This is a genomic window from Erwinia sp. MYb416, from assembly GCF_037479575.1.
GTDB lineage: Bacteria > Pseudomonadota > Gammaproteobacteria > Enterobacterales > Enterobacteriaceae > Erwinia > Erwinia rhapontici.
In genome coordinates this window covers 934343-957416 of record NZ_JBBGYT010000438.1, presented here as the reverse complement: position 1 = coordinate 957416, position 23074 = coordinate 934343, and the positions used below count along the sequence as shown (strand labels likewise).

Here is a 23074-nt window from a genome sequence, read left to right as displayed (position 1 = left end):
AGCACTCAATGCAAAAAAAACGTAAAAAAAGCCGGGACACAAGGTCCCGGCTTTTAGTCTTCCTGCCTGACGGGCTGACCGGAAAAAAAGGTTAGCCTCTACAAGGTCGGGTATGCCATCCCGTAAGGGTCGGGCATGCCCGACCCAAATACTATTTAGCGTTATTCAGCGCCAGTGGATTCAGTTTCAACGTATGGTAATGATCTAACCAGTCGTGATACTTATCGGCGTGCTGCCACAGGCGGTAATGCATGCGTGACAGCGTGACCGGGTCGCTTAACAACGCCAGGCGCTGATCGCGGTCCAGCTTCGCTGGCGATTCACTGAGCGCCTGCTCAATACGACGGTCACGGGCGAAGTCGAGGATATCGCTCTTCAGGTGACGCGAGGTCGCCATGGCGCTGGCCAGCGCGTTAAACGAGGGATGGAACATGGCGTGCATAAAGCCATTATCCAGCTCACGTTCGCGGTTCAGCTCAACGTAACGATCCGTATCCACCAGCTCCTGCGGCGGGCTGAACTCTTCCGGTATCAGGAACAGTTTACCGCGCTTCGATGCCTGACCGAGCGTACGACGGCTGGACCATACCGAAACAAACGGAGACAGGATCAGTGAGAAGACAATCGGCGACAGCCACCAGAGGAAGTTAAGATCCAGCCAGCCCATACCGCCCGCCCAGACCAGGCCAAGCAGCATCTGCGAACCGTGGCGCTTAAAGGCTTCACTCCATGGCGTAGCATCATCGTCACGCTGCGGTGAGTTCCACACCACTTCCCAACCGAGGAAGGCACTGACCACAAACACCGTATGGAACAGCATGCGCACCGGTGCCAGCAGCACGGAGAACAGCATTTCCAGGAACAGGGAAGCCAGTACGCGCAGTGCACCGCCGTAAGGTTTCGCGCCCTTGAACCACACCAGCACAATACTCAGCAGCTTCGGCAGGAACAACAGCACCAGCGTGGTGGAGAACAGCGCTATCGCCAGCTCCGGACGCCACTGCGGCCACACCGGGAACAGCTGGCGCGGTTGCAGGAAGTACTGCGGCTCCATCAGCGTATGCACCACCTGAAGAGCGGTGGAGAGCGCCAGGAACATAAACCACAGCGGTGCTGACAGATAAGACATCACGCCCGTCAGGAACACAGCACGGTGAACCGGGTGCATCCCTTTCACCAGGAACAGACGGAAGTTCATCAGGTTACCGTGGCACCAGCGACGGTCACGCTTCAGTTCATCGAGCAGGTTTGGCGGCAGTTCTTCATAAGAACCCGGCAGATCGTAAGCGATCCACACCCCCCAGCCTGCACGGCGCATCAGGGCCGCTTCCACGAAGTCATGGGACAGGATGGAACCGGCAAACGAGCCCTCGCCCGGCAATGGCGCCAGCGCACAGTGTTCGATAAACGGCTTCACGCGGATAATCGCGTTATGGCCCCAGTAGTGCGACTCACCCAACTGCCAGAAGTGCAGACCGGCGGTAAACAGCGGACCGTAAACGCGGGTCGCAAACTGCTGACAACGCGCATACAGCGTATCCATACCCGATGCTTTTGGTGATGACTGGATGATGCCCGCTTTCGGGTTCGCTTCCATCATGCGCACCAGACCGTTCAGACAGTCACCGCTCATCACGCTGTCGGCATCCAGTACGACCATGTAGCTGTACTGGCTGCCCCAACGGCGGCAGAAGTCATCGATATTACCGGATTTGCGTTTCACGCGACGGCGACGGCGGCGATAGAAAATACGCCCTTCCCCACCGACATCACGTACCAGCTCCATCCAGGCCTTCTGTTCAGCCATGGCGATATCCGGGTTGTAACTGTCGCTGAGGATATACACATCGTAATTCGCCTGCTCACCGGTACGCACCACGGATTCCCAGGTAGCACGCAGACCAGCAAACACACGCCCGACATCTTCATTACAGATGGGCATGATCAGCGCGGTGCGGTGTTCCGGGTTAATCGGTTCGTCGCCGTTGGTCAGATACGAAATACTGTATTTGTCCTTGCCGATCATCAGTTGCAGGAACCCCATCAGTGCCGTCCAGAACCCCGCAGATACCCAGAGGAACAGGATGGCAAACAGGAACAGGATCCCGGTCTGCAACACATAAGGCAGGATCTGCAACACCGACTGCTGCCAGTTCTGGTTGATCATCTCCATAGGATCGATCAGCGCCCAGCCCTGGTAAGGCAGAATGGTTTTCATATACCAGGTGGCCACCACCGTCTGGAAGACGGAGAGGAACAGCAGGATATAACGACGAATAGAGCCAACATGGCGCCATTTGTCTTCATTTTTCTGCTCTTCGCGGCTGTCGTAACGCGGTGTGCTTTTACGCCCACGCAGGGAATCCCATGCACGCGCCACCGGGTTGGTCCGCCACTCTTCCGGATACATAGAAGAACGGGTGTGTTTCGGCATCGCTTTCAGCGTGGTGCGATCCAGCGCGTCTTTGTCAAACTGACGACCGCCATCAACAGAGTCAGGCCAGCTCATCTCGACACGCGCTTTTACCGATTCCTGCGGAGCATCATCGGGGCGCGTTTCGACCGGGCCGTCTTCGGCCAGCTGATAGTGCAACTGGCTGAAGGTATCGGACGGTTGTTCTGGCAACGCATCACGCAGCGCCCCTTTCCGCTCCGGGGAAAGGGGCAGCGCATCGATATATTCGTTGGGTATTACGGTAGACTTATTCATTGGCAGGCAACTGATTGCTCCAGGTTTCCGTCAGCGTTTTGTCACCGTTAACCAGTGCAGCACGCATCTCGGTCGGCTGTTTATTGTCTTTAACACGAACACGCAGCACCAGACGCCAGCCTTTGGTGACCGGGTTATAGCGCACGCTGTTTTCTACCAGCTCACCATTGTTACCGATGCTCACCTGCGGCGTGACCGGGGTGTTTTCCGGCAGCTTGCTCATGTCCGGGCCAACAAAGTCGACGATAAACGCCACTGTGCCGTCTGGCTGACGCACCAGATTAGACTGTTTCACATCACCCAGAGAACGCAGCGTGCTTTTCACATAGGCGGTATCCGGCGTATGCAGCTGGCTTTCGTCACGTGTAAAGTGCAGGCGATAGGCAAACTTCATCTCTTTGCCTGGCTCTGGCAGACTTTCCGGGGTCCAGAATGCCACGATGTTGTCATTAGTTTCATCGCTGGTTGGGATTTCGACCAGCTCAACGCGGCCTTTACCCCAGTCACCCTTAGGCTCGATCCAGCCGCTTGGGCGCAGATCGTAGCGGTCATCCAGGTCCTGATACTTATCGAAATCACGGCCACGTTGCAGCAGACCGAAACCACGTGGGTTTTCCACGGTGAAGGTGCTGACGGCCAGGTGTTTTGGATTATTCAGCGGACGCCAGATCCATTCACCGTTGCCGGCATGGATCGACAGGCCGTTGGAATCATGCAGCGCCGGGCGATAGTTCGCCACAGGAGACGGCTGGTTCGCACCGAACAGATACATACTGGTTAATGGAGCCACGCCCAGTTTGCCCACTTTGTCACGCAGGTAGACTTTTGACTGCACATCAACGGTGCTGTCTTTACCTGGGGTGATCAGGAAACGATAGGCGCCGGTCGCACGCGGCGAATCCAGCAGCGCATAGATCACCAGATGTTTATCCTGCGGCTTCGGACGCTCAATCCAGAACTGTTTGAAGCGCGGGAACTCTTCACCGGACGGCAATGCCGTATCGATGGCCAGACCACGGGCCGACAGACCATATACCTGGCCCTGACCAATCACGCGGAAGTAGCTGGCCCCCAGGAAGCTGGAAATCTCGTCTTTCTTATCTTTACTGTTCAGCGGGTACAGCACTTTAAAACCGGCAAAACCGAGGTTTTTCACGGTATCCGGATCGTGCTTCACATTGCCGAAATTGAAATATTCCGGAGAGTATTTGATTTCACGAACGCTGTTAGCCGTCACTTCATTGAGGCGTACCGGCGTATCGAAGTACATACCCTGATGGTAAAACTCAAGTTTGAAAGGGGTCTTCAACTTGTTCCAATAGGCTTTTTCATGATTGAACTGGATCTGCTGATAGTCGGCATACTTCATATCACGCAGCTGTGACGGTAGATTACTTTTCGGCGCTTCAAAGCCTTTGCCGGCTAACTCTTTCGCCTGTTTTGCCACATCGTCAATGTTGAAAGCCCAACTGGTGTTGGCATACATTGAAAGCAAAACTGCCGCGCCAACCCAGCGCAATTTCATCAGTTTTGGTTTATTGTTCATTTTAGTCCGCACATCCCCCCCTTTCGGGTGCTTAAATCAATGGATCCATCTTAAAGGATAATTCAGCATTCCGACAGCCTGAGCCCGTTTTTGTTCCACTATTCCGAGTGGCTAATAGCCCGATTCTCAAGCGTTTAGCGGAAACAGATTCGGCTGATAGTATACGCGGGTTTGCTCTATTAAAGTAAGCGGTAAGCTTTAGACTGGTTCAGGGTGAACCGGGTGATTAACTTGTTTAATACTGGACATATATGACTAAAAAAACACCACAACGAGAATACTTTTTGGATTCGATTCGCGCCTGGCTGATGTTATTAGGGGTGCCTTTTCATGTCTCATTGATTTATTCCACACAAAACTGGTCGGTCAACAGTGTCGCGCCCTCCGAATGGCTGACGCTGTTGAATGACTTCATCCATGCGTTTCGCATGCAGGTGTTCTTTGTTATTTCAGGCTATTTTTCCTATATGCTGTTCCTGCGCTACACCCCATCAGACTGGCTGAAGGTGCGTGTGGAGCGGGTTGGTATCCCGATGCTGACCGCCATCCCCCTGATTACGCTGCCGCAGTTTTTTATGCTGAAAGAGTGGACCAGTAAGATCGGTGACTGGAGCAGTAAGACCCTGTATGAGAAATATAATACGTTGGTTTGGGATCTGATTTCCCATCTGTGGTTCCTGCTGGTCCTGATCGTTCTGACCGTGGCAGGCTTCTGGCTGTTCCGTTTTCTGCGCGATGGCGCACGTGAGAAAACAGACTATTCCGAACTCACCTGGACACGTTTAACCTGTTTTATTCTGCTTTGCAGCCTGGCCTGGGGTGCATTTCGTCGTCTGATGTTTATTTTTGCACCACAGATCCTGAGCGATGCGCTGTTTAATATGGCGGTGATGCAGACACTGATGTTCCTGCCCTTCTTTATACTGGGTGCCATGGCATGGAAATATCCGGCGATTAAGGCCCTGTTTGTTCGTCCGGTTCCCTGGACCTTTGTGGGATCGGCGCTGGCTTTTGCCGCCTATGTGGCCAATCAGACCTGGAGTAAAGGGGAAGGCTGGCTGTATGAGATTGATGCGGTGGTCTCGATGCTCATGGGCCTGTGGATGGTCAACGTGGTGTTTACCTTCGGTCATCGCCTGCTGAACTCCCACTCTCCACGCGTAACGTATCTGGTGAACGCCTCGCTGTTTATCTACCTGGTCCACCATCCATTAACCATTCTCTATGGCATTCTGTTTGTGAAGCAGATCGACAGCAACACCCTCGGATTCTTCGCCGGTCTGGTGTTTGTGTTTGGCATCGCCTTCCTGCTGTATGAGATTCATCTGCGCATTCCACTGCTGCGCTTCTTGTTCTCCGGGAAGCCACAGCGCCAGTAATGGCAGGGGGCGACCGGAAATAGGGTCGCCCCGTACAGTAACCATTCGATTGGCAGACGCCATACCAGGCGCACCAGCAGACGCTGCATCAGCCGGGTGCGCGGTTCATGCTTATGCACCACTTCATTGGCCCCTTCTCCCGGATACTCCACCCAGTTAACCCGCCCCCATTTATCCAGACGTAGCGTCCAGGCGCGGTCGCGCATACTGCTGATAAATCGCTCGTGAATGCGCGTTGCCAGCGCATCATTTTCAATCACCAGCCCCATTTCGGTATTCAGCACGGCAGAGCGCGGGTCAAAGTTAAACGAACCGATAAATACCGTCTGGTTATCCACGCTGAAGGTTTTTGCATGCAAGCTGGACCCCGAGTTCCCCGTCAGACCACGATCGTGGCTGGGCTCGCGTGTTCCGCTGTTCGGCTTAAGCTCGTATAGACGAATACCGTGACGCAGCAGCTTTTTACGCCATTTTGCATAGCCCGCGTGCACAATCGACACGTCGTTGGCCGCCAGCGAATTCGTGAGGATAGAGATTTTTACCCCTTTGCGCACCAGGGCCAGCAGTTGCGCCACGCCAGTACGTGTTGGCACAAAATAGGCAGAAATGATGTCGAGCTGCTGCTGCGGTTTACCAATCACCTCCAGCAGACGTTGTGGCAGCAGCGTGCTGGTTCTGGCCCGTCCCAGCCCTTTACGCGGGTCGTCGCTTAACAGACGCGTTTTCGCCCAGGTAAAAGGCAGCTTGCGATTGTCTAACTGGGTCACGAACGTTGACTCATCCACCTGACGTAGATAGCGCGCCACCTGTGGGCTGTCGCGCCAGGCCTCCGGCAGTGACACCGCCGACGTCTCGCCCTCTTCCTCTTCAACCACGCGGTGCAGCGGTGCCACGGGCCGGCTCTGCCAGTAGCGGTCAAAGTCCTGCGCCACTTCATCCACCACCGGGCCCACGGCCAGCACATCCAGATCGGAAAACAGCGGTTCATCACCCACGCCAAAATATTCATCACCGATGTTACGCCCCCCCACGATGGTGGCTTGATTATCAACGGTGAAACTTTTGTTGTGCATCCGTCGGTTCAGGCGGGCAAAGTCCGTCAGGTAACCCAGCGCCCTCAGCGTGCGGAAGGTAAACGGGTTAAACAGGCGCACTTCGATCAGCGGGTGACGGTTCAGTTCGCTCAGGGTCCGGTCCAGTCCCTGAGTGTTATTGTCGTCCAGCAGCAGACGCACTTTCACGCCGCGCTGGGCTGCCGCCAGCAGTGCGCTGAACAACAGCCTGCCCGACAGGTCGTTCTGCCAGATGTAATACTGAATATCCAGCGTATTTTCCGCCAGGGTGATCAACTGATAGCGCGCGGCAAAGGCATCCAGCCCTTCGGCCAGTGGATAGACCCCGCTGTACAGGGGATGCTGTGCGACCAGTGGCGTAATCGCCTGCGCCAGGCGTGTCGCGTCAGCCGGGCTGACTGCCTGCAAAGGGTGAAGCGTGTCGGTCATCAGCAATCCTTGTGCGGTAATACGGTTATTCATCCGGTTAACTCCGGCCTGGCCCACAGTCTGTTCAGGCCTGCAAACATATAGTCTAGACTTAGCCCATCGCCTGCGTTTTATTCCCTCAGGAGAACATTATGCATGATGGACATTACCCGCCCGGTCTGTTTTCCAGCTTCTACCAGGGGAGCTTCGCCTGCTCCACTGCCTGCCGGACACCGGGCAAGCGCGCCGACCTGATGATCAGCAGCGGACATGACACGCTGCTGGAGAAAGATTATGCGCTGTTAGCCAGCCATCAGATCCTGACGGCACGCGATGGCGCCCGTTGGTATTTAATTGAATCGCAACCCGGAGAATATCACTGGGACAGTTTTTTGCCGCAGCTAAAAGCTGCGGAAAAGTACGGTATTGAAATGATCTGGGAGCTGGCCCACTGTGGCTGGCCGGACGGGCTGGATATCTGGCAGCCTGAATTCGTTGATCGTTTCAGCGCCTTTGCCCGCGCCCTCGCCCGCCTGATGCGTGAAGAAGGTCATACCCGCCCGTTTATTACCCCCATGAATCAGATTTCATTCTGGTCATGGGCCGGTGCGGAAATCGCCTGGTTTAACCCTTTTGTTACCGGGCGTGGTCGCTAACTGAAACGACAACTCGCTCGCGCCAGCATAGCGGCAATGCATGCCATGCGTGAAGAACTGCCTGGGGTGCGCTTTGTGCTCACCGATCCACTGGTCAACGTTGCGGCATCCGGATATTCCACCGCCGCCCGCTTACAGGCGCAGCAACAGCATCAGGCGCAATATGAAGTCTGGGACTGGCTGGCAGGGCGAAGCGAACCGGAACTGGGGGGATCGGAAGATCTGCTGGATATTATGGGCCTGACCTGGTACCCGGACAATCAGTGGTTCCATAACGGCGACCCGCTGGAACCGCACCACCCGGACTACCGGCCGTTAAATGTGTTGTTACAGGAAGTGTGGCAACGCTATCAACGCCCCCTGCTGATCGCCGAAACCGGTGCAGAAGCAGGCCAGTCTCAGACGTGGCTTAACCTCGTCAGTCAGGAATGCGATTTGGCACTGAAAGCGGGCGTACAGCTGGAGGGCATTTCACTCTATCCCGTTGTCGACTACCCGGCATGGGATGATGACCGTCGCTTGCCTGCCGGATTATTTGGTCTACCCGATGCGAATGGCAATCGCACCATCAATGAATCCATGGCGCTGATGCTACGCAGTCAGCAGATAAAACATCAGCAGGAGCCGATCAGGACATCCACAACGTAATGCCGAGGACAAAGATAATCAGCGTAAAAGAGGTGACAGCGAGGACCACAATGGCAAACTGCGCATCATCTAACGGTACACGAGGTTCTTTTTCAGATTCAGGTTTGGAACTGTTTTTCATGTTCAGCCACAGCGTACCGGCAAACAATCCTGTTGGGGTGCCGTTAAAAAATGAAAGACGTCCCTTTCACCTAAAAAATAAGCAACACTAACGAAAGTACAGTATTCCACGAGGGTTTATAGCACCAAAAAGTGTCAATCATTCTCAAATAATCGCGCAGGATAATAGCACAACTCCCAGTCTGATTAACGTAATAAATTGATTCATCACTGCTAAAAAAGGAATAAGATAGACTCTTTTCTTCTGAAATCAGGCAGGTGCAGTGATTCCTCGACTGAACAGTCAGACAAAATGATTATCAACCTTAACTAATATTTCCAGACAAAAATAACAAGAAGGGCGTTGCAGTTGCAACGCCCTGGCAGGGTCAGGACCAGCGACGGAAGATCAGAGAGGTGTTGATGCCACCAAAGGCAAAGTTGTTGGACTGAATGTAGTCCGTCTGTATCGCACGGGGTTGCTGCATGATGTAGTCCAGCGCGGCACAATCCTCAGCGGGTTGAGTGAGGTTTAATGTAGGGGCGAACCAGCCTTCACGCATCATCTCAATGCTCATCCAGGCTTCCAGCGCGCCACAGGCACCCAGCGTATGGCCAAAATAACTTTTCAGCGATGAAACCGGCGTACGGTCGCCAAAGACCGCCGCCGTGGCATGACTTTCCGCCACATCGCCACGATCGGTCGCGGTGCCGTGAGCGCTGATATAACCAATATCGTCGGCTGTCAGCCCTGCCGAGCGCAATGCCCGCTCAATGCAGATTTGCATGGTTTCACGCTGTGGCTGGGTAATATGCGCAGCATCGCAGTTGGTATAAAAACCGACGATCTCCGCATAAATCTTCGCACCGCGTGCTTCAGCGTGTTCCAGATCTTCCAGCACCAGCGTCCCGGCCCCTTCGCCAATCACCAGACCATCACGTTGGGTATCAAACGGTGAAGGCGTGCTTTGTGGGCGGTCGTTGCGCTGACTGGTGGCAAACAGCGTGTCAAACACCGCCGCCTCTGAAGGGCATAACTCCTCTGCCCCACCTGCGACCATCACCGTCTGATAGCCGTGGCGGATCGCTTCCCATGCATAACCGATGGCCTGGCTGCCGGAGGTGCAGGCGCTGGAGGTCGGGATCACCCGGCCTCGCAGGCCAAAGAACAGTCCGGCATTCACCGCTGTGGTGTGCGGCATCATCTGCACATAGGTGGTGCCGGTAATGTTGTTGGTGTGCTTTTCCGTCAGCATGGTAGCAAATTCACTGACCGGGCCGGTGCTGCCGGTTGAGGAACCGTAAGCAATACCGGTATCGCCATTGGTCAGCACCGGGTGCCCCAGCAGCCCGGCCTGCTCCAGCGCCAGTTCGGTAGCACGGGTCGCCATCAGTGAGACGCGCCCCATGGAACGGATACGTTTACGGGTGTAATGCTCCGGTAGCGTAAAATCATCTACGGGTGCCGCTAACAGGGTATTCAGGCCGTCATAAATCTGCCATTCCGGCATCTTACGGACCGCATTGGTGCCCGCGCGCAAACGCTCAGACACCGCCTGCCAGTTTTCACCAAAGGCGGTCACGCCCCCCATTCCTGTTACCACAACACGGCGCATCAGAGCATCCCCCCGTTAATCGAAATGACCTGACGGGTGACATATCCCGCGATATCAGACATCAGATAGCTGGCCAGCCCGGCCACTTCCTCTGCGGCACCCATGCGTTTCATCGGGATCATCTTCAGCGCCTCATCCACCGCCACCGGTTCCATCTGGATCATTCCCGTATCAATCAGACCCGGAGCAATGCAATTAACGGTGATTTTGCGTTTCGCCAGCTCAATCGCCAGCGCCTTGGTCGCACCGATAATACCCGCTTTGGCCGCACTGTAATTCACCTGTCCGCGATTACCCATCATGCCGGAAACCGACGAGAGGGTAATAATGCGCCCGCCTTTGCGCAGTCCGATCATCGGCATCACACAAGGCTGGATCACGTTATAAAAACTGTCGAGGTTAGTGTGGATCACCTGGTCCCAGTCGTCATCGCTCAGAGCAGGAAATGCACCGTCGCGAGTAATACCGGCATTGCTGACCACGCCATAATAAGCGCCATGTTGCTCGATATACGCTTCAAGACGGGTGCGGCACATCTCGCGGTCGGCAATATCAAAGCCCAGCACGCGGCCCATGCCTCCGGCTGTCTCTATCTGCTGCAGCGTATCCCGTGCGCCCTGCTCATCGCTGTGAAAATGAACTATCACGGTAAATCCATCGGCGGCCAGGCGCAGCGCAATCGCACGGCCGATACCTTTGCTAGCTCCGGTGACTAAAACAGAACGCGTCATTCCTGAATATCCTGTTGCATAAGTTGTTGAAGTTCCAGGTCATCTGGCTGATAGGTATTCAGTCGGCCATGAGCCCAGGTGTCGCCATCAATGGTGATAACGCCGTCGAAACTGCCTATTTTTTCATCGCACATCAGCAGGCTGACGCGAATATCCAGCACGCTGTCGGCGGGGAAAATCGCCTGCTGGCAGCGGTAGCCGCGCCCGCCCAGTAGCATCCCGGGACGCGGGGGGCATTGATGCTGCTGGCGGCCATGCCAGCCTGACCAGACACCTATCGTCTGGGCAATAATTTCAATGCCGAACCAGGCAGGCAATGCCCCCTGCGGGTTGAGAAAGGGTGCCAGCACACTGTCAGCACTGACCCGTACACGGCAATGGGCCTCTTCGTCACTGACATTCAGCACCTGCTCTACCAGCACCATCGGTGAGGCATGCGGCAGGTAATACGCGGCGGGTTGATACTCTGACATCACAGCGTTCCTAAAATCAGGCAGGCATTATTGCCGCCAAAAGCAAAAGAGTTACTCATGATCACCGGGCGTTCCAGCGGCTCGGGCGCCGTCAGCAGACCGCAATCTGGCAGGCCGCTGTCCGGGGTGCTGGCGCTGAAATCTTGCGGCGGCAGCGGCAGGTGACGTGTGAGGATAAGCCAGCACAGCGCCGCCTCAACAATGCCTGCGGCACCGAGCGTATGTCCGGTTAAGTGCTTGGTGGAGCTACAGGGTACCTGGTCGCCAAACAGCGCACTGACCACGCCCGCTTCAATCTGATCATTTAACCGCGTTGCCGTACCGTGCAGGTTGATATACCCCACCTGCTCCGGGGCCAGACCCGCCTGTTGCAGCGCCATAGTAATCGCGCGTTTGGCCCCTTCCCCTTCAGGATGGGGTGCCGACATATGCCAGGCGTCCGAGGACTCACCATAACCCAGAATCGCTACGGGCTGCGGCTCGCGGGTCAGCAGCATCAGCGCCGCCCCTTCGCCAATCGTTATGCCATCACGCTGCTGGCTGAACGGCACGCAGCGTTGCGCTGATAACGACTCAAGGCTGTCAAAACCGTTGAGTGGCATACGACTGAGCGTATCGGCCCCGCCGACAATCGCCACATCCGCCAGTCCGGCGTCAATCAATCGCTGCCCGCTGATCAGCGCCCGCGCGCTGGAAGAGCAGGCCGTCGACAGCGTGTAGGCCGGGCCGCTCAGTTGCAGATAGTCCGCCAGAAAACGCGAGGGATCGCCAAGCTCCTGCTGAAAATAGTGATAATTCTCGCTGTCACCGCTGATAAAACGATCGCCCTCATCCAGGCCAGACGTGCTGGTGCCGAGCACCACCGCCACGCGGTCTGCACCAAAATGCGCGATCGCCGACTGCACTTCCGTTTCAATCTGTGCCAGCGCCGCCAGTAGCAGCTGGTTATTCCGGCTGTTATGCGCCGCCAGCCGGGCCGGAACCGCGGGTAATTCCGCATCCACCCGCCCGGTCCAGCAGGGTTTATCGCCGATCAACCATCCGCTGTCGGCACGCATCCCCGGTGCCACGCCGCGCACAAGGTTATCGGCGATGTCATCGGACGTTGCACCCAGCGCATTGAGCATACCCACCGCAGAAATAAACATCATCATCCGTCCAGATTCTGAATCAAGATATGGTAGCCAAAAGCAAACTGCTGAACACTGATCGGCATCCGCTGTGTCCCGCGTTGCAGGTAGCGGATCTCCGTGATCAGTTTGCCCCCGTCATCACGCAACTGCCGGCGGTCGCCCTGGTCTGCCAGCGTCCAGCCCGCCGGCAGGCGCGGAAGCCACACGGAAACTGGCCAGTGACTGAGCATAATATCAGCCAGCACCTGGCTGGCTGGCGGCATCTCCGGCAGAACCAGCGCCTGTTCGGCGTGAATGCCGCTGGCATCATACGTTACCCGAAACAGGCGGATGCCGAGTGATGACAACCCGGCCAGCGTCAGCTGCTGACCATCGGCACTCAGCAACACCAGCAGCGACTGCTGTTTGCCCTTGAAACTCCCGGTCAGCAGCTGTTGCTGACTGAACGCCGGATCAATGGCCGGCGGCGGTAACGTCACGCGTACGCCGGGTTTAAGCCAGGCCTGCGGCCGGGTGTCATCCGGTTTTCCGGCACAGCCCGTGAGCAGCAACGCGGCGCAGAACAGCGCCAGAAGGCTTTTCATTTTTTTCTCCGTTTCGCCGGCAGTGCCAGCGGGGACAGTAAGAACGCGGTAAAGATGCCGCTGCACAGCACAATGCCGAAACTGCTGATCGCCTGGGTACTGCTGAACACCAGCATCCCCAGCGTCAGCAACGTGGTCGCCATCGCCAGCAACACCGCCAGCAGAGAGGTTATCGGCGTCCCACGCGGATTGCTGAAGAACAGGGTGTAATTAATCCCAATGCCCAGCACCAGTACCAGCGCCAGCAGCGAAAACAGGTTAAGCGAATGGCCGGACAACGCCAGCGCCGCCAGTCCACCGCCCAGTGACAGTACGGAAGGGATCACCGTCAACAGCCCCTGACGCCAGCCAAGGCGCAGCACATTGCTCAGCGCAATTGCCACCAGCGCGGCTGCCAGCAGCCAGCCCAGCAGGGTGCGGTAAAAGGCAAACAGCGTATCGAAGGTCTGTTTACGGTCAATCCAGCTGACGCCCGGCAGGCTGTCAGCCAGTTGCGCCAGTGCGGCACGATCGCTTACGCCGCTCAACGGCACCAGTACGCCGCTGCGCCCGTCAGGCAGCGTCAGCCACAGCAGGCGCCAGCCTTCGCTGTTCTGACTGTTAAGCCAGGCTTCCGGCGTCAGCGGCTGCGCGCTGAGATCGGGGGCATTCACCATCACCCCGGCCTCGTGCAAACGGGCGATCACCGTCGGAGCCGCCTGCTGCAGTCGCTGTAAATCCTGCTGCTGCTGCGCCAGGGAGGAGAGCGGCAACAGACGGTAACTGTTGAGCCAATGCTGGCGGCGCGCATCGGCCAGTTTCGGGGCCAGCGCCTCCAGACGTTGCAAGGTCTGCTGCGGGTTATCGCCGGAAACCGCCATCCAGGTCTGGTCGGCACTCTGACCGGTGAGCGCAGTGACCTGCCGCTCCACGGCCAGCAAATGCGCGGGCAGCGCCTGGAGCTGGGAAATATCATCATCAACGCGCAGCTGGCTGATCCCGCCCAGCGACAGCAGTGCCACCAGCAGCGGCAGACCGATACGCAGGCGGTTGTTGCGTCGCCACGCCGCCAGCCAGCGCCCCATCAGCGCCATCAGCGGCACCGGGCGCACAGGCAAGCCTTTCACCAACAGCGGATACCAGCAGATCACCGTCAGGCAGGATGCCGTCAGGCCAACGGCAGCGAACACCGCCAGCTGGCGAATCCCCGGGAAGGGTGCCACCACCATAATCAGCCAGGCAATGGCGGTGGTGCCCAGCGCCAGCAGCAATGCACGCATCACCTTATGCAGGCTCTCCTGCGGGGTCATGTCTGCCCCGTGGACCATGCGCTCCGTGAGGTAATAGAGGGTGTAATCGGCCGAAATCCCGACAATGCTCAGGCTCATCACCAGCGTCATCAGGTGCAGCTCACCGAAGCAGAGGAGCGTGATCACCGTCCCTGCCAGTGCACCAATCCCTACGGAGAGCGCGCAAAGCAGCAGCGGTCGCGGTGAACGAAACACCGAGAAAACCAGCAGCAGCACACCAACAATAGTGGCCACCCCAAGGGTGGAGACATCATGCCGCGCCTGCTGGCTGGCATAATCACTGAACCAGACGGTACCGCGTGACAGCAGTTGTGCATTCGGGTACTGCTGTCGCAGTTGCTGCTCGATATCCTGAAGCTGACCAACAATGGCGTGGCTTTGCTGCATATCGAACGAGCTGCTGGCCAGTTCGCCATGAATAAAGTACCAGCGCTGCCCCTGCTTATCGCGGGTGGTCAGCCAGCCGTTGCTCAGCCCGAGCTGGCTGGCATTTTGTTGCATCATTAGCTGTGCGCCACGCACCAGCATCAACGGATCGTGATTCAGTTCCTGCCCGCTCACCCCGGCAAACGCGGAATAGAGCTGTGCCAGCACCCAGTCGGCCTGGGCGGCTCCGCCGTTTTCCAGCCGTGCGCGCGTGGCGGCATCAATCATGCTGTTTCGGTGCTGAAAAGCAAATTGCCCCCAGGCCTGCTGTTGCTGTGCGTCCAGCGGCCCTTTCACCTGCTTCAGTCCTTCAAGCTGTTGCAGCTTCGTCAGCAACGTCTGTGCCACGGCCGGGTTATCCTGCTTCCCGGCGCTGACCAGCCACACCATCTGGCGGTCAAGACGCTGCATAAAGCCCTGTTCCAGGTCGGCTGGCATCGCCCCCATCGACTGAGCAGGCAGCAGCGCCAGCACGCTACTGTTAATACGCGCCTGCGGCAGCAATGCCGCCAGCCCGGCCAACAGCAGCAGGCAGACGATCAGCCAGGCAACGGCAATCTGACGCGGTCGGTTAGAAAACAAAATGCTGCTGCTCTTCATCAGTCAGGTGAGTCGGCGTCAGGCGCTGATTGCTCAGGGTTATATCCGTACGATCGCCCTGTCGGTCATTCAACTGAATGCTGTCGAGATACGCAGCACCCTGTAAGGTGATGTTGTTAAAAAGTTTATCCAGCGGCGAAGTGGTTGGCGTCAGCACCAGGCGCCAGCGGTCCTGCCCGAGATCGTGAAAATCCAGCGCAAAGTTCTGCTCCAGGACTTGGCGGTCTGCCTGAAACAGGGCGCGCAGCAGATGGTTGAACTGGAACATCTGCGGATTGCTGTCGGCAGTGACAATTTCCGGCGGCTGGCCGTTCATCACCTGGACCATGCGTTTTTCATCCAGCACCAGCGTCAGCGGGAAAGGCTTTGCCTGCTGCCACCACAGCCCTTTATCCTGGGCTATCAGCAGTTGGCCACTGGATTTCAGGGGTTGCGCCATGCCTTTGATGGTACGCAGCTGGCTGAAGTCAGCCCGCACCACCGGCTGGCTGGCAAAGCGCTGTTGCAGTGCGTCCAGCGTGACGGCCTGCACGCTAAGGCTGGTGAGCATCAGCAAGGTGAAAAGCATTTTGATCATAGCGTGACTCCCAGACGATCAAACAGGATCTGCGGCGAGACAAAGCTGATGCCCGTCTCCCCTTCGGCCACCGCAACCTGAATGGTGTAACCGGTGGTCGTACGCTGGCCGCTCTCTGCATCAAAAATCTGATAAGCGATACGCAGGCGATTCTCCACTTCTTCAATGGTGGCACGCACGCGGATACGCTGCTCAAACGTCAGAGTGCCGCGATATTTTACCCGGGTATCCACCACGGGCCAGACGTAGCCCGAGGCCTTCATCTCACGGTAGCCATAATTAAACTTGCCCAGCAGCGCTTCGCGGGCAATTTCGAAATAACGGAAATAGTTGCCGTGCCAGACCACGCCCATAGCATCCACATCGTGGAACGGAACGGTCAGCTCAACCTCAACAGAGAAACGCGCATCGTTTAACACCGGGAATCCTTCTCTTCATGTTCGGTCGGGGGAGCTTCCGGCAGTTGCCAGAAGTCGAAAAAGTTAAACCAGTCGAGTGGCGACAGCAGCGCATGATATTCCAGCCGCTGTGCATAACGATCGACGGCCTGCTGTAAGGCCTGCTGCCGTGTCGCACGCGGCAGTTCCAGCGGATCGGCGAACGGCTCGCAGTGCAGACGCAGTGTGCTGCCCTGACGCAGGGCAAACATCAGCATCACCGGGCAACGTAGCGCCGCCGCCAGCACAAACGGCCCCTGCGGGAAGGGGGCCGGTTTGCCAAGAAACTCGCTCCATATCACACGACGACTGCCGCCGCGCTGGCGGTTGACCGCCGTACGGTCACCGACAATCGCCACCCATTCTCCGGCATCGAGCTTCTGCCGCAGCATGATGGCGGTTTCCGGGCCGATATGACTCACCGGGATCACATTAACACTGGCTTGTGGGGCAATCTCGTCCAGGACCTGTTTGAAGCGCTGCGCGTGGTCGGTAAACACCAGCGCGTTGATCACCAGCCCACTCACCTGCTGTGCCAGTGCACGGCAGGCCTCAATATCGCCCAGATGCGAGGCCAGGATCAGTCGCCCGCCCGGCGGGCCGTGGTTGATAATCACCCCGGCACCGGGGGCGAAATCAATGTCTTTACCCCAGCGCAGATCGCCGCGCCAGCTGGCAATTTTGTCCAGCATGGCATCGCCAAAACGCAGGAAGTGGCGGAAGCTGCTCAGCGGTTTGGGCAATGTCAGCTGCTGCGACTGTGCGTAATCACGGACGGCATTCAGCCACTGCACGGAGGCGCGCCGCTGTTCGCCGCCGGTCAGCCAGTACACGGCGGTCACTGGCCACAGCAACAACGTAAACGCGCGGCGGCCAAAGCACCGATACACGGTGAGCATAAAGCGTATGCCCCACAGCCCGCTGCGTTCCGGGGTAGCAGACCAGTGTCGTGCGGGTTTTCTGCGCCAGAGTAATGAAGGTATACGCGGCAGCATGCCGAAGAACAGCCGGGTGTGCATCCAGGAGATACGCAGGTTATCGCGCAGCGCATCAAAGTGTGACAGCCCGTCCTGCGGGTAGGTTACGCGGGTGGCAACGAAGTACGAAGGCGTTCCCGCCCAGTAGAGGCGCACCATAATTTCCGTATCAAAATCCATACGCTGACCGATAGCACGGCGCTGTGCCAGCGCCAGCGTCGGGGCCAGCGGATACACACGGAATCCGCACATGCTGTCTTTCAGGGAAAAGGACAGGGTTTCCACCCAGACCCAGAAATGGGTGATATAGCGGCCATAGAGGCGCGCCCGAGGCACCGAGTCGTCATACTGCGGCTGGCCTGAGATCAGCGCTTCCGGCGCAGCACGCGCTGCATCCAGCAGGCGCGGGCAGTCTTCGATCTGATGTTGCCCGTCAGCGTCCACCTGAACCGCATGCGTAAAGCCCTGACGGGCCATCTCCGTCAGCCCGGCCAGTACCGCCACGCCTTTGCCCTGATTGGTCGTCAGGCGGTGGAGCTGCACGTCCGGCCCCACCAGCGCATCGAGCTGAACGGCGGTGGCGGCATCACTGCCATCATCGACAATCAGCACTGGTAACGTAAACGGGGCCAGGCGGGCCAATACCGAGGCCATCATCATGCCGTGGTTATAGCAGGGGATCACCACGCAGGGGCGGAACGTCTCGTTTAACACAGGCGGATCTTCCCGCTACTGGCCGGGTGCAGCCCCGCATCGGTCACCCGCTGATATTGAAAACTCAGCCCTTTTTCAGGCTGCCAGCTCAGCGTCAGTTTCAGCGTAGCGCCCGGCAGGATCGGCTGCTGAAACTTAATGTTATCCACGGAGGCAAACTGCAGCCCTGGGGCCAGCAACGAGGTGCCATAGTGGATCACCCAGTCCAGCTGCGCCACGCCGGGCAACAGGGGCTGCTCAGGGAAATGGCCCTGGAACCAGAACAGATCCGCATCGACGCGCAACAGCAGTTCCGCTTCGCTGCCCTGCTGTTGTACCGCAAGCTCAACGGGCAACATGAAATAACTCCTGTATCTGCGGCCAGGCACGTTTGCTCTGACTGTTATGCGGGATGATCTCAACCACCCGCCAGAACCGCGGCATCGCCACCGGCTCAAGCCAGCGCTGCAGTTCATGACGCCACTGGCGTTTGAGTCCGTTGAGATCGCTCTGCGGCTGATAAAGCACCAGTACCACCCCAATGCCGCTGCGATCGCCGCGCACCACCTGGAGTGCCACCGCATCGGCCACCTCCGGTAGCGCCAGCAGCCGCCGCTCAATCTCACTGAGCGACACACGTTTATCTTCGATTTTCACAATACGATCATGGCGGCCACAGAGCTGAAAGCCCTGCTCACTGAACACCAGCTTATCGTCCAGCATCGCACCCTGCGGCAGTGGGATCAGCGCCGAACGCACCCACCAGTTTTTCTGCTCATCCTGGCGGAATGCCACCCCGCTGAACGGCTGCCACGCGGCGTCATCACGCGCGCGGGTACGGCTGGCGATGGCGCTGGTTTCGGTACTGCCGTAGATCTCTTCGACCGGATACCCGGTCCACTCCGTCACCGACTGCGCATCCCGCCAGGGCAATGCCCCTCCGGCTGACACCGTCAGGCAGCAGTCAGGGGCCGCCAGGGAGAAATCAATACGGCGCAGAAAGGCCGGACTGCTGATAAACGCATAGCGCCCTGGGGGTTGCGCCACCAGCTGTTCACTGTAGCAGACCTGGCGGCTGTCAAACGGCAGCCCCAGCGCCATCGGCATAACAAGGCGGAAACTCAGCCCGTAGAGATGCTGATGAGTGACCGACGCAATCAGGGTGCAGCCTTGCAGACGTTCGCCCCACAGCGTATGCAACCAGCGCGCCTCTTCATCCAGGCTGGCAACGGGTTTACTGACCTGCCGTGGCGCGCCCGTAGAACCGGAGGTAAACAGGATAATGGCGGCATCAGGGGCCATCGGCGGCAACGCATTGTCTGACGCCCTGCCCGCCTCGTCGACCTGCCAGACCGGGCAATCGAGGGGAAATGCCTGATCGCTGAGCACGCCGTCGAATTCCGCGATTTGCTCCGCCAGCAGTGAGGGCCGACAGTGGCCGGGGATCAGCGGGGTTTTTCCCGCATGCAGCGCCGCCAGTAACGCCACGCTAAACAGATAGCAGTCTTCAAAGCACAGCGCCCAGCGTTGCCCCGGGTGCGCCAGCAGACGCGTACCCAGCGCGGTGACCTGCTGCTGCCACTGCTGTCGGGTCCATTGATGCGTGCCGCTGCGTGCCACGATGCCCGGCGTAACGGTGGTCAGCCAGTCGCCCATTGGCAAAACGTTGTGACTCACCGCGAGGCCTTTATGCGCTGGCGTACACACCATTCGCCCGCCATCAACAGCCCGATTAACAGATAGCTGATTAGTCCGTTCCACCACGTCCACCAGAAAAGAGAAGTTTGCAGGCAGGTGACCAGCGCCACCCCGCCATTCATCAGAAAGAACAAGCACCAGACCTGCGTGACGCGACGGGTGTATGCCACCGCGCGCGGCGGTAAATCGGTTTCACGCAGACGGGCCAGGCGTTCAACCAGCGGCATGGCGCTGAATAAGGAGCTGGCGAACAGCAACAACAGAATGGCGTTTACCGCCACCGGGTACCACAGCAACAAATGATGGTCGCGCAGCAGCATGCTGGCCGCACACAGCGCTGCCCCGGCCACTGCCAGCCATTTGCCTGTCATCGCAAATGCCCCCTGCTGCCGACGCAACCCCAGCCAGCGCAGCACAAACAGCAGTGCCATCAATGGCAGCAGCCAGTGATATTGAGGGTGAGTGAGGCTGAACCCGACCAGAAATGGCCACAGCACCAGCAACAGCCCGGTGAGCATACGTAGCATCGGTTCGCTTTCCCTGCCGCCGTTAACGATCAGCCTTCACGCAGCAATTGTTCTACTGCATCCACCACATCCTGCACGGTGCGGACTGATTTGAAGATCTCAGGTTTGATTTTTCGGCCAATGCGCTTTTGCAAATGCACGACCATATCGACGGCATCAATGCTGTCCAGTTCAAGGTCTTCATACAGACGCGATTCCGGTTTGATATCGTCCGCATCCAGCTCAAACAATTTGACCAGCAGGCCAGTGATTTCCTGATAAATTTCGTTCTTATCCATTACGGTCTTCTCCTGGATACAATCAGGCCGTCAGCGCAGAACGCTGGGCATGGATAAACGCCGCCAGGGTGGCAACGGAGTAAAAATGCTGACGCATTTCGTCACTTTCGGCAGAGAGCACCACGCCGTAACGGCTTTTCACCGCCAGGCCCAGTTCCAGTGCGTCGATAGAATCAAGACCCAGGCCGTCGCCAAACAGCGCCGCGTCGGTTTCAATATCCATCACGCTCACTTCTTCCAGATTAAGCGTGTCGATGATCATCTGTTTAATTTCGAGCGATAACTCTTCCATACTGTTTCCGAATAATTATTGATGTTCTGGTGTTAATGCATCTTGCAAATAGTGAGTGAGGTGACGCGCGGCACGTGACTCCAGCTCCCCCTCTTCGGCCCAAAATGTGCTGCCGTCAATGCGCTGCTGCACGCGCACGGTGAACAGCGGTTTTTCTTCTGGTACCTGATACCAGCGGCTCTGCTTGTCGAGCATACGCTGGGTACAGACAATATGAACCAGACGCAGATCGCAACGGCAGCGCACTGCAATATTGGCAGCGCCGCGCTGGAGTTTCAGTGGTTCACCGTAACGGGTACGTGTCCCTTCCGGGAACAGGATAATCGCATCGCCCTGATCCAAACGGCGCTGGCTGTCCGGCAGCAGCGTTTCCCCCTGGCTGTTCACCAGATAATCCGCAGCGCGCACCACGCCGGAAAGGAAAAAGTTTTTCTGTAACCCGGCTTTCACCAGGCAATCTGCTTCCGGCATCACTGACGCCAGAAACACGTAATCCACCAGCGAAGGATGATTCGCCACGATCAGACAACGTCGATCCTGTTGCAACAGTTCGGCCCCTTCAATGCGGTAGTCAAACACCCCAAGGGTACGGCAACAGCGCAGGAAAAGACGAAAACAGCGCGAGATACTGCGCCGCGCCAGGCGGCGGCGCTGCTGAGGATTGCGCAACAGCAGCAGCAGGTTAAACCACACCAGCGACAGCATCAGCCCTCCCAGACCAAATAGCGTAAAGCACAGGCCGGTCATCAGAATGCGCCAGTAGCGACTGAGATAACGATAAGGTCGGGCTCGCAGGGTGAGATCAGTCATAGCGACACGCCCACTGCCAGTGGAAACGATCGCCCGGCACGCTGAACTGCGCCTGACGTGCCAGCCAACCGTGTAGGAACAGCAGGCTTTGCGGCAGCGCAGGTGCACGCGGCGTAGCCTGCGGCTGGCTCACACACTGACAGGCATCACCCGGTGCCAGCAGCAATGCCACCGCATACGCAGAAAACAGCGTCAGGTCAGGAATATGCGGGTGATAGATATCAGGAATGGTGCCGTCAAAATCAACCAGCAGCACATGGTGATAGCCCGAGGCATGTAACGCGGCCACTTCCAGCATACCCTGCTGAAAAGAGTCCACTCCGGCTGACAATGACGTTGAGACCAACGGGGCTTCGGCGGCAATGGTCAGGCTGCCTACCGCCGCATTGTGCACCGACATCGCAAAGTCTGTCGGCGACAGATTCTGCTGTTTTGCCAGGGCAGTGAGAATACGTAGATTACGCTCCAGCTCACCGTGACGGCTGGTAAATACCAGCGCATCCACGGGCTGACGACGCATGACAGACAGCCCACAGTCCACCGCCGAACGGCTGCCGCTGTTCAGACGCCGCGCAGTCATCATCGGCAGCTGGCTGCATTTGGCCAGTTGCTGCGTGCTGTCGATGACGGGCGGCTGCATTGCCCAGTTTTGCCAGTGCTCAGGCTCATTCAACCCGGGCGCGCTAGCCTGCCAGTCGAGGAGTGTAAAGGCTAAATTCATGCTGATTCTTCTTGCAGCGCGGGAACGTTCTCCGCCCTGTATTCGAGTAATTTGATCATGCCCACAGAGGGATCGTCACTGCGGTTCATCGGTCCATTCAGCGGCACCCGTGCCGCATGGCTAAACCACAGCATAGCGTTTAGCAACGGGTGCTGGCATTCGGAATTAACCGCATTTGCGATATAAAACGCTGTTAACGACTCACCCCATTTAATGGGTTGTCGGCCAGGCTGGCAGGATCTTTAATGCCTGAGCGAACCGACGCCTGACGATTAGGGTGTTTTTGAGGATGCCAGACGTAACTGGATGTCCTTATCGAGGTTATTGACCCAACGATTGTAATTACGGTGAATTTCACCCGGTGCGGCCATCAAGTTATTGCTACCGACATAATTGATAGAATAATGGTTCGCGCCGTAGGTAATGCGAATATCGGCGCTATGGTTACGCTGAATGATCCGCCCGGTAATCACGCCCGGCTGCTGTGGCTGCATCACCCATTGACGTGCGCGCCCGGCGTCCAGAATGGCCGTTTGCAACTGATTGTCGCTGTAATCAGCATTCAGCGTTTGATTGATATTTTTTACCGGTTCTGTGCGCGCGCACCCTGCCAGCGCAAAGGCGCATAACAGTGTGGCGAAAAGACGTGACTTTTTCATAGCATCCCTAAAAATAATCTATAATTTCCAGCTA

Annotated in this window: 21 protein-coding genes and 2 pseudogenes; 2 read left to right on the top strand and 21 right to left on the bottom strand. The window is 57.4% G+C overall.

All coding sequences use genetic code 11. The annotated features are described in order from the left end of the window. Positions 1-151: 151 nt before the first annotated feature. Together mdoH and WH277_RS14035 are read right to left on the bottom strand one after the other, a co-directional pair. Positions 152-2710, bottom strand: a complete 2559-nt coding sequence (mdoH, locus tag WH277_RS14040; RefSeq protein ID WP_133840934.1) for a glucans biosynthesis glucosyltransferase MdoH — start codon at positions 2708-2710, stop codon at positions 152-154. Next, positions 2703-4238 carry a glucan biosynthesis protein G gene (locus WH277_RS14035; RefSeq protein ID WP_171149442.1) on the bottom strand — a complete coding sequence of 512 codons (1536 nt, stop codon included), beginning with the start codon at positions 4236-4238 and terminating at the stop codon, positions 2703-2705. Before WH277_RS14035 ends, mdoH begins: the two co-directional genes overlap by 8 nt. 269 nt (positions 4239-4507) lie before the next feature. Here WH277_RS14035 and mdoC point away from each other — a divergent pair, with 269 nt between their 5' ends. Further along, positions 4508-5635, top strand: coding sequence for a glucans biosynthesis protein MdoC (gene mdoC, locus WH277_RS14030; protein ID WP_133840936.1), 1128 nt, complete (start codon positions 4508-4510; stop codon positions 5633-5635). 35 nt (positions 5636-5670) lie between these two features. On the opposite strand, the pseudogene WH277_RS14025 reads toward mdoC, so the two are convergent. Beyond that, positions 5671-7137, bottom strand: a pseudogene (locus WH277_RS14025) (phospholipase D family protein); the annotation flags it as partial. A 131-nt stretch (positions 7138-7268) separates the two neighbouring features. On the opposite strand from WH277_RS14025, the pseudogene WH277_RS14020 reads away from it, so the two are divergent. Beyond that, a pseudogene (locus tag WH277_RS14020) lies at positions 7269-8420 on the top strand (beta-glucosidase). Here the strand turns inward: WH277_RS14020 and WH277_RS14015 are convergent. The 18 genes from WH277_RS14015 to WH277_RS13930 form a co-directional block, all read right to left on the bottom strand. Continuing rightward, complete coding sequence (locus tag WH277_RS14015) at positions 8401-8541, bottom strand: hypothetical protein (RefSeq protein WP_162900974.1); 141 nt, start codon at positions 8539-8541, stop codon at positions 8401-8403. The pseudogene WH277_RS14020 and the gene WH277_RS14015 overlap by 20 nt on opposite strands. 367 nt (positions 8542-8908) lie before the next feature. Next, the gene (locus WH277_RS14010) at positions 8909-10135 is read right to left on the bottom strand and encodes a beta-ketoacyl-ACP synthase (protein WP_133840938.1); all 1227 of its coding nucleotides are present in this window, start codon (positions 10133-10135) and stop codon (positions 8909-8911) included. Beyond that, positions 10135-10866, bottom strand: a complete 732-nt coding sequence (locus WH277_RS14005) for a 3-ketoacyl-ACP reductase FabG2 (RefSeq protein ID WP_339505805.1) — start codon at positions 10864-10866, stop codon at positions 10135-10137. The genes WH277_RS14010 and WH277_RS14005 overlap by 1 nt, the downstream gene beginning before the upstream one ends. Then, complete coding sequence (locus tag WH277_RS14000) at positions 10863-11339, bottom strand: ApeP family dehydratase (protein WP_159337099.1); 477 nt, start codon at positions 11337-11339, stop codon at positions 10863-10865. Before WH277_RS14000 ends, WH277_RS14005 begins: the two co-directional genes overlap by 4 nt. Continuing rightward, positions 11339-12490 (bottom strand): beta-ketoacyl-[acyl-carrier-protein] synthase family protein, encoded by a 1152-nt coding sequence (locus tag WH277_RS13995; RefSeq protein ID WP_133842083.1) that lies wholly within the window; start codon positions 12488-12490, stop codon positions 11339-11341. Before WH277_RS13995 ends, WH277_RS14000 begins: the two co-directional genes overlap by 1 nt. After that, positions 12490-13056 (bottom strand): DUF3261 domain-containing protein, encoded by a 567-nt coding sequence (locus WH277_RS13990; RefSeq protein WP_227535987.1) that lies wholly within the window; start codon positions 13054-13056, stop codon positions 12490-12492. The genes WH277_RS13995 and WH277_RS13990 overlap by 1 nt, the downstream gene beginning before the upstream one ends. After that, positions 13053-15371, bottom strand: coding sequence for an MMPL family transporter (locus tag WH277_RS13985; RefSeq protein ID WP_339505804.1), 2319 nt, complete (start codon positions 15369-15371; stop codon positions 13053-13055). Before WH277_RS13985 ends, WH277_RS13990 begins: the two co-directional genes overlap by 4 nt. Continuing rightward, on the bottom strand, positions 15343-15948 hold the full coding sequence (locus WH277_RS13980) for an outer membrane lipoprotein carrier protein LolA (RefSeq protein ID WP_159337102.1): 606 nt from the start codon (positions 15946-15948) through the stop codon (positions 15343-15345). The genes WH277_RS13985 and WH277_RS13980 overlap by 29 nt, the downstream gene beginning before the upstream one ends. After that, a complete protein-coding gene (locus tag WH277_RS13975; protein WP_159337103.1) occupies positions 15945-16367 on the bottom strand; it encodes an acyl-CoA thioesterase in 423 nt (140 codons plus the stop codon). Before WH277_RS13975 ends, WH277_RS13980 begins: the two co-directional genes overlap by 4 nt. Beyond that, positions 16361-18076, bottom strand: coding sequence for a glycosyltransferase family 2 protein (locus WH277_RS13970; RefSeq protein ID WP_339505803.1), 1716 nt, complete (start codon positions 18074-18076; stop codon positions 16361-16363). The genes WH277_RS13975 and WH277_RS13970 overlap by 7 nt, the downstream gene beginning before the upstream one ends. Beyond that, positions 18070-18414, bottom strand: a complete 345-nt coding sequence (locus WH277_RS13965) for a 3-hydroxyacyl-ACP dehydratase FabZ family protein (RefSeq protein WP_133840946.1) — start codon at positions 18412-18414, stop codon at positions 18070-18072. The genes WH277_RS13970 and WH277_RS13965 overlap by 7 nt, the downstream gene beginning before the upstream one ends. After that, on the bottom strand, positions 18401-19711 hold the full coding sequence (locus WH277_RS13960; protein WP_133842084.1) for an AMP-binding protein: 1311 nt from the start codon (positions 19709-19711) through the stop codon (positions 18401-18403). Before WH277_RS13960 ends, WH277_RS13965 begins: the two co-directional genes overlap by 14 nt. A gap of 17 nt (positions 19712-19728) precedes the next feature. Further along, entirely contained in the window at positions 19729-20280 is a 552-nt protein-coding gene (locus tag WH277_RS13955) for a hypothetical protein (RefSeq protein ID WP_133840947.1), read from the bottom strand. Between the two features lie 29 nt (positions 20281-20309). Beyond that, positions 20310-20558, bottom strand: coding sequence for an acyl carrier protein (locus WH277_RS13950; RefSeq protein ID WP_133840948.1), 249 nt, complete (start codon positions 20556-20558; stop codon positions 20310-20312). Between the two features lie 22 nt (positions 20559-20580). Then, on the bottom strand, positions 20581-20850 hold the full coding sequence (locus WH277_RS13945; RefSeq protein ID WP_133840949.1) for a phosphopantetheine-binding protein: 270 nt from the start codon (positions 20848-20850) through the stop codon (positions 20581-20583). 15 nt (positions 20851-20865) lie between these two features. Next, positions 20866-21660 (bottom strand): lysophospholipid acyltransferase family protein, encoded by a 795-nt coding sequence (locus WH277_RS13940; protein ID WP_133840950.1) that lies wholly within the window; start codon positions 21658-21660, stop codon positions 20866-20868. Continuing rightward, positions 21653-22381, bottom strand: a complete 729-nt coding sequence (locus WH277_RS13935) for a beta-ketoacyl synthase chain length factor (RefSeq protein WP_171149390.1) — start codon at positions 22379-22381, stop codon at positions 21653-21655. The genes WH277_RS13940 and WH277_RS13935 overlap by 8 nt, the downstream gene beginning before the upstream one ends. A 272-nt stretch (positions 22382-22653) precedes the next feature. Next, entirely contained in the window at positions 22654-23040 is a 387-nt protein-coding gene (locus tag WH277_RS13930; RefSeq protein WP_133840952.1) for a hypothetical protein, read from the bottom strand. Positions 23041-23074 lie beyond the last annotated feature (34 nt).

What these genes read in the sequence shown, in the direction of transcription:
- mdoH (WP_133840934.1), bottom strand. Translation starts at nt 2,710, where the DNA reads ATGAATAAGTCTACCGTAATACCCAACGAATATATCGATGCGCTGCCC.
- mdoC (WP_133840936.1), top strand. Translation starts at nt 4,508, where the DNA reads ATGACTAAAAAAACACCACAACGAGAATACTTTTTGGATTCGATTCGC.
- WH277_RS14015 (WP_162900974.1), bottom strand. Translation starts at nt 8,541, where the DNA reads ATGAAAAACAGTTCCAAACCTGAATCTGAAAAAGAACCTCGTGTACCG.
- WH277_RS14010 (WP_133840938.1), bottom strand. Translation starts at nt 10,135, where the DNA reads ATGCGCCGTGTTGTGGTAACAGGAATGGGGGGCGTGACCGCCTTTGGT.
- WH277_RS14005 (WP_339505805.1), bottom strand. Translation starts at nt 10,866, where the DNA reads ATGACGCGTTCTGTTTTAGTCACCGGAGCTAGCAAAGGTATCGGCCGT.
- WH277_RS14000 (WP_159337099.1), bottom strand. Translation starts at nt 11,339, where the DNA reads ATGTCAGAGTATCAACCCGCCGCGTATTACCTGCCGCATGCCTCACCG.
- WH277_RS13995 (WP_133842083.1), bottom strand. Translation starts at nt 12,490, where the DNA reads ATGATGTTTATTTCTGCGGTGGGTATGCTCAATGCGCTGGGTGCAACG.
- WH277_RS13990 (WP_227535987.1), bottom strand. Translation starts at nt 13,056, where the DNA reads ATGAAAAGCCTTCTGGCGCTGTTCTGCGCCGCGTTGCTGCTCACGGGC.
- WH277_RS13985 (WP_339505804.1), bottom strand. Translation starts at nt 15,371, where the DNA reads ATGAAGAGCAGCAGCATTTTGTTTTCTAACCGACCGCGTCAGATTGCC.
- WH277_RS13980 (WP_159337102.1), bottom strand. Translation starts at nt 15,948, where the DNA reads ATGATCAAAATGCTTTTCACCTTGCTGATGCTCACCAGCCTTAGCGTG.
- WH277_RS13965 (WP_133840946.1), bottom strand. Translation starts at nt 18,414, where the DNA reads ATGTTGCCCGTTGAGCTTGCGGTACAACAGCAGGGCAGCGAAGCGGAA.
- WH277_RS13960 (WP_133842084.1), bottom strand. Translation starts at nt 19,711, where the DNA reads ATGGGCGACTGGCTGACCACCGTTACGCCGGGCATCGTGGCACGCAGC.
- WH277_RS13955 (WP_133840947.1), bottom strand. Translation starts at nt 20,280, where the DNA reads ATGCTACGTATGCTCACCGGGCTGTTGCTGGTGCTGTGGCCATTTCTG.
- WH277_RS13950 (WP_133840948.1), bottom strand. Translation starts at nt 20,558, where the DNA reads ATGGATAAGAACGAAATTTATCAGGAAATCACTGGCCTGCTGGTCAAA.
- WH277_RS13945 (WP_133840949.1), bottom strand. Translation starts at nt 20,850, where the DNA reads ATGGAAGAGTTATCGCTCGAAATTAAACAGATGATCATCGACACGCTT.
- WH277_RS13940 (WP_133840950.1), bottom strand. Translation starts at nt 21,660, where the DNA reads ATGACTGATCTCACCCTGCGAGCCCGACCTTATCGTTATCTCAGTCGC.
- WH277_RS13935 (WP_171149390.1), bottom strand. Translation starts at nt 22,381, where the DNA reads ATGAATTTAGCCTTTACACTCCTCGACTGGCAGGCTAGCGCGCCCGGG.
- WH277_RS13930 (WP_133840952.1), bottom strand. Translation starts at nt 23,040, where the DNA reads ATGAAAAAGTCACGTCTTTTCGCCACACTGTTATGCGCCTTTGCGCTG.